This is a genomic window from Magnetospirillum aberrantis SpK (assembly GCF_011022235.1).
Taxonomy (GTDB): domain Bacteria; phylum Pseudomonadota; class Alphaproteobacteria; order Rhodospirillales; family Magnetospirillaceae; genus Magnetospirillum; species Magnetospirillum aberrantis.
Window position 1 is genome coordinate 362,958 of the sequence record NZ_JAAIYP010000038.1, and the last position, 12,939, is coordinate 375,896.

Genomic DNA, 12,939 nt, shown 5'->3' on the forward strand with positions numbered 1-12,939 from the left:
GATGTTCGACAAGATCATCGAATTCAGCCTGAAACATCGGCTGTTCGTGCTTGCCTTCGCCCTGGTTCTCACGGTCTACGGCACCTTCACCTTGACCACGCTGCCGGTGGACGTGTTCCCCGACCTCAACCGTCCGACCGTCACCATCATGACCGAAGCCTCGGGACTGGCGCCGGAAGAGGTGGAGACCCTGGTCACCCGCCCCATCGAGACCGCCATGAACGGCGCCCCCGGCGTCACCCGCGTGCGCTCGACCTCGGGCGTCGGACTGTCCATCATCTATGTCGAATTCGACTGGCGCACAGAAATCTACCGCAACCGACAACTCATCGCCGAACGGTTGGCGACCACCAAGGAACAATTGCCCCAGGGCATCACCCCCACCATGGGGCCAGTGACCTCGATCATGGGCGAGATCATGCTGGTGGGCATGCGGTCGGATACCGGCGTGACCTCGCCGATGGAGGTCCGCACCTTGGCCGATTGGCTTGTGCGTCCGCGCCTTTTGTCCATTCCCGGCATCGCCCAGGTCATTCCCATCGGTGGGCAGGTCAAGCAGTATCAGGTGCTGGTGTCGCCGTCGCGTCTGTCCGCCTTCAATCTGTCCTATGACGATCTGTCCAAGGCGTTGGCTGGTTTCGCCCGCAACACCACCGGCGGCTTCCTGGAGCAGCGCTCTTCCGAGTTCCTGATCCGCAATTTGGGTCAGACCACCAGCGTGGATGACCTGAAGGATACCGTGGTCGCGTGGCGTAACGGCGCCGCCATCACCGTCGGTCAGGTTGCCGACGTCCGTTTCGGTTCCGGCATCAAGCGCGGCGACGCCTCGGTCAACGCGGCGCCAGCGGTGATTCTGGCGGTGCAGAAGCAGCCGGGCGCCAACACCGTCAGCTTGACCCGCGAGGTGGAAAAGGCGCTGGACGAGCTGAAGCGGGGCCTGCCCGCCGACGTGAAGGCCGACCACATCTTGTTCAAGCAGGCGGACTTCATCGAACGCGCGGTGGAAAACGTGGTCGAGGCCCTGCGCGACGGTGCCATTCTGGTGACCATCGTGCTGTTCGCCTTTTTGATGAACATGCGCACCACCTTCATCTCGCTGACCGCCATCCCGCTGTCCATCGTGGTTACCGCCCTGGTGTTCCAGCAGATGGGCTTGTCCATCAACACCATGACCCTGGGGGGTCTGGCGGTGGCCATCGGCGAGTTGGTGGACGACGCGGTGGTGGACGTGGAGAACATCCTGCGGCGCCTGCGCGAGAACGCCCACAAGGCGGTTCCGCTGCCAGTGATCGACGTCATCCGCAATGCCTCGTCCGAGGTCCGCAATTCCATCGTCTACGCTACCATCATCGTCGTTCTGGTGTTCCTGCCGCTGTTTGCACTGTCGGGCATCGAGGGCCGTCTGTTCACGCCGCTGGGCATCGCCTATGTGGTGTCCATCATCGCCTCGCTGCTGGTGTCGCTGACCGTCACCCCGGCTCTCAGCTACTACTTGCTGCCCAAGGCTAAGGCCGTCGCCCACGGCGATTCCTGGCTGGTGCGTAAACTGAAGGCGGCGGACACCCGTATGCTGCACTGGTCCTTCGCCAATCCGCGCAAGGTCATCATGCCAGCGGTGGCGCTGGTGGCGCTGGCGGCGGCTTCGGTGCCGTTCCTGGGCCGCGCGTTCCTGCCCGCCTTCAACGAGGGCACGGTGACGGTCAACGTCATGCTGCCGCCCGGTTCGTCGCTGTCGGAATCCAACCGCATCGGCACCATCGCCGAGAAGTTGCTGCTGGAGGTGCCGGAAGTCATCTCCACCGGACGGCGGACAGGTCGCGCCGAACTGGACGAACACGCCGAGGGGGTCCACTACACCGAGATCGACGTGGACCTGAAGCCATCGAAGCGGAGCCGCGAGGAAATCCTGGGTGATCTGCGGTCGCAGCTTGCTCGCATCCCCGGCATCGTCACCAATATCGGCCAGCCTATTTCGCATCGCCTGGACCATCTTCTGTCGGGTGTGCGGGCCGAAATCGCCATCAAGATTTTTGGCGACGATCTGGACACTCTGCGCGGCTTGGCCGAGAACGCACGGAGCCGCATGTCTCAGGTGGCGGGCATCGCCGACCTTCAGGTGGAAAAGCAGGTGCTGATCCCGCAATTGCAGCTCCGTCTCGACCGCGCCGAGGCGCGGAAATACGGCCTGACCCTGGACCAGTTGACCGAGACCCTGGAGGCGGCCTTGAACGGCAAGACCGTCAGCCAGGTCCGCGACGGCCAGCGCACCTTCAACGTGGTGCTGCGTCTGGCCGAGGATTGGCGCGCCCACACCGCCGATTTCCGCCAGATACTGGTGGACACTCCGGCGGGCAAGGTGCCGCTGTCACTGCTGGCCGAGGTGGTGGAAACCTCCGGCCCCAACATCATCAACCGCGACAATATGCAGCGCCGCATCGTGGTCCTGGCCAATTCCCAAGGTCGCGATATGGCCGCCATCATCGCCGACGTCCAGAAAACCCTGGGCGAGATGGCAATGCCCCAGGGCTATTACGTCACCTACGAGGGCCAGTTCAAAAGCCAGCAGGAAGCCAGCCGCCTGATCGCCATGCTGGCGGTGCTGTCTCTGGCCGGTATCTTCGTGGTGCTGTACAGCCACTTCAGGTCGGCCAAGTTGGCGGCCATCATCATGGGCAACATCCCCATGGCCCTGGTGGGCAGCGTCGCCGCAATCTGGCTGACCGACCAGACGCTCAGCGTCGCCAGTTTGGTGGGTTTCATCACCCTGACCGGCATCGCGGCACGCAACGGCATCATGAAGGTCTCGCACTACCTGCATCTGGTGGAACATGAAGGCGAGGTCTTCGGGCCGCAGCTGGTTGTACGCGGCTCGCTGGAGCGTCTGACCCCGGTGCTGATGACCGCCCTGGTGGCGGCGCTGGCTCTGGTGCCGCTGGTGCTGGCCGGGGGTGAGCCCGGCAAGGAGATTTTGCATCCCGTCGCCGTGGTCATCTTCGGCGGCCTGATGAGTTCCACAATCCTCGACACCATCGTCACCCCGGTCGTCTTTCTGCTGGTGGCCCGTTCCTCGGTGGAACGGGTGGCCGCCGATGCCCGCCTCCAGGGGGCGATGGCATGATTTTCCTTAATTCCAGTCCCCTCATTTCGGAGAAGAAGACCATGAAGAGCTTTGCGGCGGTCGCTGTTGTGCTCGCGCTTACTGGAACGGCGGCTCCCGCCTTGGCCCACGGTACCGTCGCCGCCTGGTTCGGCGGCCAGATCACCGAGACTGCCGACGAAAGCCGCATCGAGTTCGCGGTGCGTGACGGCGGCATTCGGGTGTGGGTGCGCGACCATTCCGACCGGCCGCTCACCGCCTCGGGCAAGGCGACGCTGCTGGTCAACGGCAAGAAGCAGGATGTCGCCCTGAAGGCCGATGGCGAGATGCTGAGCTCCGATGCCGCCATCACCAGTGCCGACAAGGTGGCCGCCATCTTGTCGCTGACCGTGAACGGCAAGCCGGTTTCCGCCCGCTTTTCCCAGGAAGCGGTGGTGACGCCGCAGCTTTCGGCCCAAGCGGCTGCCGGTAAGGTGGCGTTCGAGCAGGTGTGTTCCAAGTGTCACGGCACCGCCTTGCGCGGTTCCGATTCCGCCCCGCCGCTGCTGCATCAGTTCTATCAGTTGGGTTCGGGGCACGGTGACGACGTCATCCTGGCCGCCGCGACCTCGGGCGCCAAAAGCCACATGTGGAAATTCGGTGACATGCCCAAGCCCGAGGGGCTGAAGCCAGGTCAGGAAAAGGACGTGCTGGCCTTTATCCGCGCTATGCAGGCAGCCAATGGGTTTGCCGGAACTGGCGCCGGCATGCCGGCAGGCATGCCGATGGATCATTCCGGCCACATGTCGCATTAAGCGAGGTTGAGATGAAGGGATTGCAGGCCCATCTGACGAAGTTGGCGGTGATCGGAATCCTTGTTGGCGGCGTGGGTCTGCTGGTCTCGAACATGTTCACCACTTCCTCGGGGCCGCAGGAGGCGGCCTCCCAACTGCGTCTGCCCGATTTGTCGCGGGTGGCCGCAGCCGGAAAGCGCGCCTTCGACGCCAATTGCGCGCAGTGTCACGGCGTCAATGGTACAGGCAGCGAAAAGGGGCCGCCACTGATCCACCCGATCTATAATCCCGGCCATCATGCGGACGAGGCCTTCTTCCGGGCCGCCCGCGACGGTGTGCGCCGTCACCACTGGAACTTTGGAGACATGCCGCCGCAGCCACAGGTCACCAAGGCGCAGATCGAGGAAATCATCGCCTATGTCCGCGAGATACAGATGGCCAATGGTATTGTTTACGAGCAGCACCGGATGTAGTTCGGCCGTTTACACTTCTTTACGTTGGCCGACACACCCCGGATACATGAAGGTGGTTATATAAGGTTGTCTTCGAATTCATGCGGTGCGGCAGGTGCCCGCCGCCGGATCAAAGGGGAACCGCCATGAAACGCATCGCCATGACAATCGCCGCCGCCACCGCGTTGGGTGTGGTCGGCCTGTACGGTGTTCATGCCTTAGCCCAGGGTATGGGCTATGGCATGGGACCGGGCATGATGATGGGCGGCCAGGGACCGGGGTGGAGCCGGATGATGGGCGCTTATGACCAGGGCTGGTTTGACGCGCTGAAGAAGAAATTGGCGATCACCACGGCCCAGGAACAGGCGTGGAACGCCTACGTTTCCGCCGCGCAGGCCAACGTCCAGTCGATGACCGACACCCACAACAGCATCGATTTCGACGCCGTGCAGAAGATGGCCCCCAAGGATCAGGTCGATTTCATGCGCAAGATGCATGAACGCCGCCTGGACCAGATGACGACGGTCCTGGAAGCCCGCGACACCCTGTTCAATGTGCTGGACGACAAGCAGAAGGCCATCGCGCAAACCGCAGTCGGCGGCTACGGGATGGGTTTCGGCGGCATGATGGGGAGCGGCGGCATGCCCTGCTTCGGCCAGCCGCCGTCGCCGGTCGTTAAATAAACAAAAGCCGCCACGGCTTTTCTCGACTGGTGCCAATGAACGTCTCTCTGCCGTGCGTGGCGACATGCACGGCAGAGAGAACGCGTTACGCGGACTTACAGGGCTTCTTGCGCGCCGCCAGAGCCGCCTTCATCGCCGCATCCAGTTTGCCCGCCTTCACAGCGTCGCTAACAATCTGGGTCGTAGACACCAGCTTACTCTCAGCGCCAAAGCATGGAGCAAACTGTTGGTGCGCCTACGCGGGACAGCCCGAGGCTGCGTGACCAATAGCTGGCAGCGAGCTTACTTCAGGTAAGCTCGCAAAATGCCTCTGCGCAGCCCGATTGCGTCCGTACAGTGCTCGGCCCTGCCACCCCAGCTACTCATGGGGCAAAAGCCTGTACTCTCAACGCAATCCCAGAATTTTGTGCAATTGCAGGCCCAGTCGCCATTGCGGGTGCTTCAGGCAATATTCCGTAGCTGCAACCGTGTTTGCGGCGACATCGTCTCCATCCATGGGCTGGAGGAAGAAGTGCTTGAAGGCCAAGCCAACGAAACGTTGAGGATCGACGCCGGGTTGGGGGAAGACCAATTTCAGTTCGTCGCCTTCGGCCACCTGTAGCGGAGCATTGGCTTTGGGGCTGACACATAGCCAATCGATGCCAGGACAACGTGGCTGTGTGCCGTTGGTTTCTACCGCGATCTCAAACCCAACAGCGTGAAAAGCGGCGCACAGCTTTTCGTCCAGTTGCAACAACGGTTCGCCGCCGGTACAGATGACCAATGGACGGCCACCTTCGGCATGCGACCAAAGAGACATTGCCGCAGCGGCCAAATCATTCGGGTCGGTAAAGCTGCCCGCGTCAGCACCGACGAAATCGGTGTCGCAGAATTTGCAGATGGCTTTCTCCCTGTCGGAGTCTCGACCAGACCACAGATTGCAGCCCGTGAAACGGCAGAACACAGCCGCGCGTCCAGCTTGCGCGCCTTCGCCTTGTAACGAGTAGAACATCTCTTTGGTTGCGTATGGCATTTATTGATCCGAAGAGTGCTTTGTGCATTTGCCGGTAGGCGTGGCGTATAAATTCGCCCCCACCAGATCGCAAGCACCGTACATATCCTCTTCCAAATCTCTCGCGATGCGGGACAAGACGTATTTTCATGGATGTGCGGAACCTGGGGAGCGTCCAAATAGCCACGGCCAATTCAGCTCTGCCCGTCATGAAACTGCCGTGCATGTCGCCACGCACGGCAGGGAGGACGCGTTACGCAGACTTGCCGGGCTTTTTGCGCGCCGCCAGCGCGGCTTTCATCGCCGCATCCAACTCGCCCGCCTTCACGGCGTCGATGGCGGTCTGGATCGTCGGCACCAGCTTGTCCTTGGTCCCGATCTCGATGGCGTTCTGATCCTTGCCCAGCGCCAGAACGGTGTTGGCATAGCGGAGTTCGATGAACCACTTGCCGGTCAGGTCGTGCCAGTACCAGGGGCGCAGACGCTTCTCGCGCTCGACGGTGACGGTGGTGCCGCCTTCGCCCTTTTCCCGCACGGTGCGGGTGGCCTTGTAGGGGCGGCCTTCGGTAAGGGCGGTCGCCATTTCCAACTGCTCGGTCAGATGTACGACCATGCGGTTGCGCATGCGCTCTTCCGGGGTCTCCTCGACCGGCTTGCGGGAGGCGTTGGCGAGCTTCAGCTTGGTCAGGGTGGACATCGGTCGTTCTCCGTGTGTTTCCGTTAACCACACGCTAGCGACCGATTTTCGGTAAGTCTGCCGATTTATCTTTTCAAATCAGGTCCGTAGACGCTTGCGTCTATGGAGTTGCACAGTGCATTTGCCGAACCATCAGCGGGCCTGCGGGCGTCGAACTTACTCGAAGTCAGCTCGTGCGGATTAGCGGCCACGTTAAAGCACATTTTGCAGCACACATGATCGATGGTGTAATTTATTCATTTTATATCAATGCACTATATAGACACTGTCTACTCAAAATCGACCGCCGCAAGGCTTGCTGGTTCGAGTCCGGCCTGGGGCACCATCGGGATGGGGAAGACGCTTCCCCATCCGCCAACGGTCCTCACAACATCCCCAATTCCCGCCCCAACGAGCGCGTCAGCGTATCGCTGTCCTGTTCTTTCAGCACGTCGGCGAAAGCCTGGGTGGTCTTGGGGCCGATCCAGTTGTCCACCTTGAGGTTCTGGCCGAAGCCGTTGAGCGCCATCTGCAACGCCCCGCCTTCCACCTTGGGGGCTTGGTCGTCCTTGTGCAGCAGCGGCCCAAAGATGGCGTGGGTCTTGTTCTCCAGCCCCTCGGCGTTGCCGCTGGACTGGGCAGCGCGAGCGAAGGTGTTGAAACGGCCCAGGGCCAGGCCGTCCTCGACCTTGGCCGGACCCAGCCGGGCGGTGGCGTGCTTGAGGGCGAAATCGGTCTGCGGTCCATATTGGCCGTCTTCGTCCACCGGCCCCAGTTTGGTATAGGGGCCATAGGCGGCGGAGCGCGCGGGCAGCGGGTTGGCGTTGTTCAGCATGTTGAGACCCCGCTGCAATCCCTGCACCGTCTGGGCATAGCCGTCCATTCCGGCGGCGGCGGCCAGCTTGCCGCCAAGACGGGCGGTAGCCTGCCACAAATCCTCGCCCTGGGGCGTGGTGTGTGGGCTGGGCTGTTCGGGGATGGGGCGGATGGGCATAGGCTCGATGGGCTTGCCGCCGTCATTGCCCTGCGGCTGGTCGCCATAGATGCTGGCATGCCAGTCCTGCACCTTCTCATAGGTGTGCGCCTTCAGTGGATCGCCCGACCGCCAGCCACGGTAATCGCCCTGGGCCGAAGCGATCATGTCCATCATCTCGCCCTCGGTCAGCTTCTCCACCGGCTTCAGCAGCGCCGAGCGGCCGGGATTGGCAACCGGCATCGCGGCCATCTCGGTCATGGCGGACACGCGCGGATCGGCAGGCGCTTCGGACTGCTTTTGTTCCCGCTCCGGGGCGGGTTGGGGTTCCGGCTGCGGTGATGGTTCGCCCTGATCCACCGCGTCCTGCGGACGCGGTTCCGGACGCAAGGTTGACAGTCCGGTATCCTGGGGCGGGCCATATTGGGGGAAAGTCTCGGGGAAAGTATCCCGGTAGCGTTTGGCGTCTGGGCTTGCCTCGGATTGCCGCAATTGTTCGCGCTGCTGCTGCGTCCAATCCTCCAGCGGCCCACTGGCGAGGTCAGCCTCGGTCTTGCGCCGTTCCGCATATCCTTTGCGCTTGGCGCCTCCCTCGGGCGGATTGGAGCGATAGAGAATTTCCTGGCGCAGGGCAACAGGATCACCGTCCAACATGGCGCCGGTAGCCTTGGGCGTGGGGACGCCATTATAGGCCAGCGAGGTCAAGGCGATTTCCTGTTGCGATCCTTCCAGGGATTTGATGTAGGCGTTGGTTTCATCCTTGCTCCAGCCGCGTGCCTTGGCCTGTGTGCGCACGGTTTGTATGGCGCGATCCCGATGGACGGTCCACGCCGCCTCCGCCTGCTTGGCGATGCGCTCATCACTAAGGGTGAAGCCGAATTTGTTGCCGTCGACTGTCGTTTCGCCGGGCTTGTAGGGCGGGATGAGTTTTTGGGCCTCACTTTTGCGGACCCGATCGGTGAGTTGTGAATCGTTCAGCTTGCCCACCGTATCGTTGAGCAGTTTCGCCTCTTCGGCGGTGAAGCGATAGGGCTTGGCCGGGTCGCCGCTGATCTCGGCGCCGATCTCGTTCAGATCACGCAAGACAAAGATCTTGTCCTGGTTTTTAGCGGCCAGGGCAACGCCGCTGCCCATGGTCGGGATACCGTCATCGTCGGTATAGATACGCGGCACCACGCCTTCATAGGTCTTCAGATGGTTGCCGACCGCGCGGCGATAGTCCTGGGGCGATAGTTTAGTCGGAGCCATGGGACTGCGTCTGGATGTATCGGACATGATGACCTCCTGCGAAAAGAAAAAGGCCAGTTCCGGGATGGAACGGGCCTGCGGGTTGAAGCGGATTCAGTGGTGGTCTGCTATTCATTTTTTTCCATTATGAGCAACTGATCTAGCGACGCGACATCACCTTCCTCAATGTAATAACTCACCTCTAGATAGCATTTGTCTTTTGGGTGTTCCGCAATAGCCTCAAAATCCGTCTCTGCAATCAGCTCTTTCTTCCCATTTAGGCCAATAAAGGAACCATCCCATTGGCGAAACTTGTACTGCCGCTTGAATGCCATCTTCTTCTTGCCGCCGAACCACACCAGGACAGCCTTATCCTTGCCGATATGGGCTTCCATGATCAGGCCGTCCCACCCCGGCGACGGCGCCACCGGTTCCGCGTTGCCGTATTTGTCCGTGATGTAGGCCGTTTTCCAACTCCCGTACACCGGAGGACAAGGCGGGACTTTCTGGACGAAAGTTTCCGCCTGGGCCAGCGGGGCCATGGCTACCCCAGTCAACGCCAAAGCGAGAGTAAGTGCGACAGCCTTCATTCCAGTCCCCCCACATGACAACGCCCGCAGCCGTTTTCAGACTCCGGGCGCAAGAACGGCGTTGCCAGAACATGGATAGAACAAAAGGCCACTTTCGGTCAAGCGCGAGCTTACAGGACGTAAGCTCGTTCAACACGTTCCCGTATCCGGGTAGGGCTGTTCTTTCACTCCCTCATTTTCTTTCAAATGGGCGCGCATGCGCTGTTTCAGGGTATCATCCATGGAAATCTCCTTCAGGGTTGGAGAGGGACAAATGCGTTTATTGGCGATATTTCTGGCGGCGCTGACGCTCACTGCCGCTCAGCCAGCTTGGGCCTATCTGGAAACCCTGCCGGGTGACGCGGAATGGCCGGAAATCCCCGACCGAGCAGGAATCAAGGCGTTCCTGGGAAAATGGCTCCCCCAGTGCAACAACGGTGCACTCCTAGATGCTGGCGACATGACCATCCACGACGACGGCCGCATCAGTTACGAGCGGGACGAGATATGGCCGACGGGCTATCGGGTGATCGAGGAGACGCCCTATTACGTGGTGGCACTGGTGCGGGCGCCGACGTTCGAGCCGGGAAAAATCAAAGTTGCCTTTTGGGCGTTACGTCCCCTGGGCAAGTCGTTCCGCCCCCGTGGCGACACCGACATGAGCACCATGGGGGTGAACTATTGCCTGATCCGCGCCGATGTTCCTCGCGCGGAAGCCGTCTGGAACTTCACCGATGCGGAACTGGCCGAATTCTGGAAAACCAACAAGGATTGCCATCCCGGCCTGACCAGGAAGACCGTTGCCGACGATTACTGGGGCGAGGGCTGGAGTCAGAAGTGCTATTACGCCCGTTGACAACATGGCTTGGCGCCGCCGTCGCTCTAGCATTTGCCACGGGCGGCCGACCCTAAAAGGCAACGCCCGCAGCCGTTGATGGCCTGCGGGCGCATTTGTGATGTTGATGGAAACATTAATAGAACAAACAACGCCTTCAGTCAAGAATGAGCTTACATGACGTAAGCCCGCACAGGGACCGGGCGTATAAAGCACAGCTTGTCGCACACAACTTCAAGAACGCCTCATTATCCTGTTATTTCAATATATTGCATAAGAACTCTTTACTCAAAATCGACCGCCGCAAGGCTTGCTGGTTCGAGTCCGGCCTGGGGCACCAATCTCTCACAATCCCTTGATGTCGTTTTGAAACAATCCGCCCCACCGGCATGCTATCGGGGATGGGGCATTGGCCGTGCCTATCGACCCGAAACCGGGAAAGCCTGGGACAGGGCCACCACCGCCTTGCGGATACGGTGGACATCGAGTCCGGCATAACCGAACAACACCGTCCGCCGCTGGGCACGCTCCGGCGATACCACCGCCACGTCGTCGGGGGCGTAAAGGCCGACTCCGACCTCGGCCGCGCGGCACACGCATTCGTCGGCATCGGGAAAATGGCGCGGCAGATGCCACGCCAGATGCATGCCCGCCTCGTTGCCGCTGACCGACAACGGCCCGAAATGCGATGCCAGCGAAGACAACAGGACGTCGCGCTGTTCGCGATACAGGCGGCGAATGCGCCGCAAATGGCGGGCATGTTCCCCCGAGGCTACGAATTCCGCCATCGCCGCCTGGGTCAGCCAGCAATGGCCGTTGTTCAGCAGGCTTTTCGCCGCCACCATGGGCGCCACCAGTTCCGGTGGCGGCACCACGAACCCCAGACGCAGCCCCGCCCCCAGCGACTTGGAGAAGGTTCCCAAGTAAACGCAGCAACCGCGCCGGTCCAGGGCGGTCAGAGCCGGCAACGGCGGCCCGTCGTAGCGGAAGTCGCTGTCGTAATCGTCCTCCAGCAACCAGGCCCCGCTGTCGGCCGCCCAGTCCAGGATTTCCCGGCGGGCCTGATGGTCGAGGGTGTGCCCCATGGGAAACTGGTGGGACGGCGTCAGATAAGCCATGTCGGCGCGAGCCGGCAACCCGGCGAAACCGTCCGAGGTCGAAGCCACCGGGATCATCCGTGCCCCAAGACTGTGGAACAGCCCATGAGCGCCGCGATAACAGGGGTCCTCGACCACCACCTGCCCGCGCGCGGGCAACAGGACGCGGGCGGCCAGATTCAGCCCCTCCTGGATGCCGGCGACGGTAATCACCTGTTCCGGCCCGACATGGATGCCGCGCGCCGTCCGCAGATGCTGGGCGACGGCGTGCCGGAACTCGTACAAGCCGGCGGGGTCCATGTACTCGGCCATTTCCCAGCGCGGCATGCAGAGTTTGGCTTCCATGATGCGGTTCCATACCCGCCACGGGAAATAGGCCAGATTGGGCCGCCCCAGGGCGAAATCGAACGGCAGCACCCGCCGCCGCGCCAGATTGTGGCCGTGGCCGCCATAGCACGGGGGAAAACGCTGGGCGTGGCGCACGGTGTCGCCATCCCGCCCCGCCGCCGCCGCCGAAACGCCAAGGTAACGGTCGGGCACCCCCTCGACGACGAAGCCGACCCGGGGATGGGCGCGGACATAGCCTTCGTCCACCAACCGCTCCAGCGCCGCCAGCACCGTGTTGCGCGACACCCCCAACGCCTCGGACAGTCCGCGGATGGACGGCAGGATGTCCCCCGCCCCATAGAGGTCGTTGGCGATCTGGTCGCGCAACTGCGCGAATATCTGCCGCCAAAGCGGCGTGTCGTCGCTCCCGTGCACGAGAATCGGCGAGACCTGACGGATATTGCTCATGACACCCCCCCTTTTGGCCGCACCATCGCCGCCCGCGCCATGCCGACCACCAGACGGGCCAAGCGGTTTGGTTCGGGAATCCACCGCAGCAACCGGAAGGGTCGGTCCCTTCCCCCGCCTTGCCGCGCCAATGCCGGAAGGTCGCGGACATGGTTGCCGCCTTCCAGGAACACCGGCATCAGCAACACCTCGTCGCCGCCGACCAACTCGGACCATCGGGTCAGGGACGGAACGCCTTCCACATAGGCAGCGCGCACGTCGGCGAAAACGCCATGCCCCCGCATGCGATCCGCCATGGCATCGACGGCACCGCCCATCCCCCGAGAAGAACCATGCCCGACCAGAACCAGGGATTGTCGCCAGGGAGCAGCCGCCTGGGACAAAGCCTGACGCCACAACATTCCGCCCACGCCGCGATGCCGCCCCAGCGGCAAGCCGTAGACCACGGGGAAAGTCCGCTCCGCCGCCAGTTCCAGACGGGCCGGAAACAATTGGTCGCACAAGACGCCGTGGTCGATCAGACACGGAAGAACGAACACCGGCGAATCGTCGGCCCATTCCGCGGCCTCGGCGGACAGTGGGCGGATTCCGTCGGTCCAGGTGCGGTGGACCACCCGGCGGAACCATCCGCCGCGCGCGATCTCGTCCGCCAGCGTCCGGCCCATCTCACCCGCCCTGTTGCGCCCGCGCGAGCCGTGGCTGACCAACACAAGCGACACGCCGCGCAAATCCGTTTCGGAAACACAGGCCATGGGGTCGTTCGTATCCGTT

The 12,939-nt window shown here is 62.2% G+C and carries 11 protein-coding genes; 5 read left to right on the plus strand and 6 right to left on the minus strand.

The features are described from left to right. Nucleotide 1 precedes the first annotated feature (1 nt). From G4223_RS12850 to G4223_RS12865, 4 genes are all read left to right on the plus strand, one after another. Nucleotides 2–3,118, plus strand: a complete 3,117-nt coding sequence (locus G4223_RS12850) for an efflux RND transporter permease subunit (RefSeq protein ID WP_163680211.1) — start codon at nt 2–4, stop codon at nt 3,116–3,118. 41 nt (nt 3,119–3,159) lie between these two features. Then, the gene (locus G4223_RS12855; protein WP_163680214.1) at nt 3,160–3,891 is read left to right on the plus strand and encodes a cytochrome c; all 732 of its coding nucleotides are present in this window, start codon (nt 3,160–3,162) and stop codon (nt 3,889–3,891) included. 11 nt (nt 3,892–3,902) lie between these two features. Next, on the plus strand, nt 3,903–4,343 hold the full coding sequence (locus G4223_RS12860) for a c-type cytochrome (protein WP_163680216.1): 441 nt from the start codon (nt 3,903–3,905) through the stop codon (nt 4,341–4,343). Nucleotides 4,344–4,468: 125 nt separating this feature from the next. Continuing rightward, the gene (locus tag G4223_RS12865; RefSeq protein WP_163680218.1) at nt 4,469–5,005 is read left to right on the plus strand and encodes a Spy/CpxP family protein refolding chaperone; all 537 of its coding nucleotides are present in this window, start codon (nt 4,469–4,471) and stop codon (nt 5,003–5,005) included. A gap of 385 nt (nt 5,006–5,390) precedes the next feature. Here the strand turns inward: G4223_RS12865 and queE are convergent, their stop codons facing one another. From queE to G4223_RS12885, 4 genes are all read right to left on the minus strand, one after another. After that, nucleotides 5,391–6,017: a 7-carboxy-7-deazaguanine synthase gene (queE, locus tag G4223_RS12870; RefSeq protein WP_163680221.1), complete on the minus strand. Its 627-nt coding sequence runs from the start codon at nt 6,015–6,017 to the stop codon at nt 5,391–5,393. Nucleotides 6,018–6,249: 232 nt separating this feature from the next. Further along, the gene (locus tag G4223_RS12875) at nt 6,250–6,693 is read right to left on the minus strand and encodes a hypothetical protein (RefSeq protein WP_163680223.1); all 444 of its coding nucleotides are present in this window, start codon (nt 6,691–6,693) and stop codon (nt 6,250–6,252) included. A 364-nt stretch (nt 6,694–7,057) separates the two neighbouring features. Then, a complete protein-coding gene (locus G4223_RS12880) occupies nt 7,058–8,920 on the minus strand; it encodes a hypothetical protein (RefSeq protein WP_163680226.1) in 1,863 nt (620 codons plus the stop codon). Between the two features lie 80 nt (nt 8,921–9,000). Beyond that, a complete protein-coding gene (locus G4223_RS12885; protein ID WP_163680229.1) occupies nt 9,001–9,462 on the minus strand; it encodes a hypothetical protein in 462 nt (153 codons plus the stop codon). 220 nt (nt 9,463–9,682) lie between these two features. Here G4223_RS12885 and G4223_RS12890 point away from each other — a divergent pair, with 220 nt between their 5' ends. Beyond that, nucleotides 9,683–10,297, plus strand: a complete 615-nt coding sequence (locus G4223_RS12890; protein ID WP_163680232.1) for a hypothetical protein — start codon at nt 9,683–9,685, stop codon at nt 10,295–10,297. 398 nt (nt 10,298–10,695) lie between these two features. Here the strand turns inward: G4223_RS12890 and pdxR are convergent, their stop codons facing one another. Both pdxR and G4223_RS12900 read right to left on the minus strand, forming a co-directional pair. Beyond that, complete coding sequence (gene pdxR / locus G4223_RS12895) at nt 10,696–12,168, minus strand: MocR-like pyridoxine biosynthesis transcription factor PdxR (protein ID WP_163680235.1); 1,473 nt, start codon at nt 12,166–12,168, stop codon at nt 10,696–10,698. Then, the gene (locus G4223_RS12900; RefSeq protein WP_163680238.1) at nt 12,165–12,920 is read right to left on the minus strand and encodes a hypothetical protein; all 756 of its coding nucleotides are present in this window, start codon (nt 12,918–12,920) and stop codon (nt 12,165–12,167) included. The genes pdxR and G4223_RS12900 overlap by 4 nt, the downstream gene beginning before the upstream one ends. Nucleotides 12,921–12,939 lie beyond the last annotated feature (19 nt).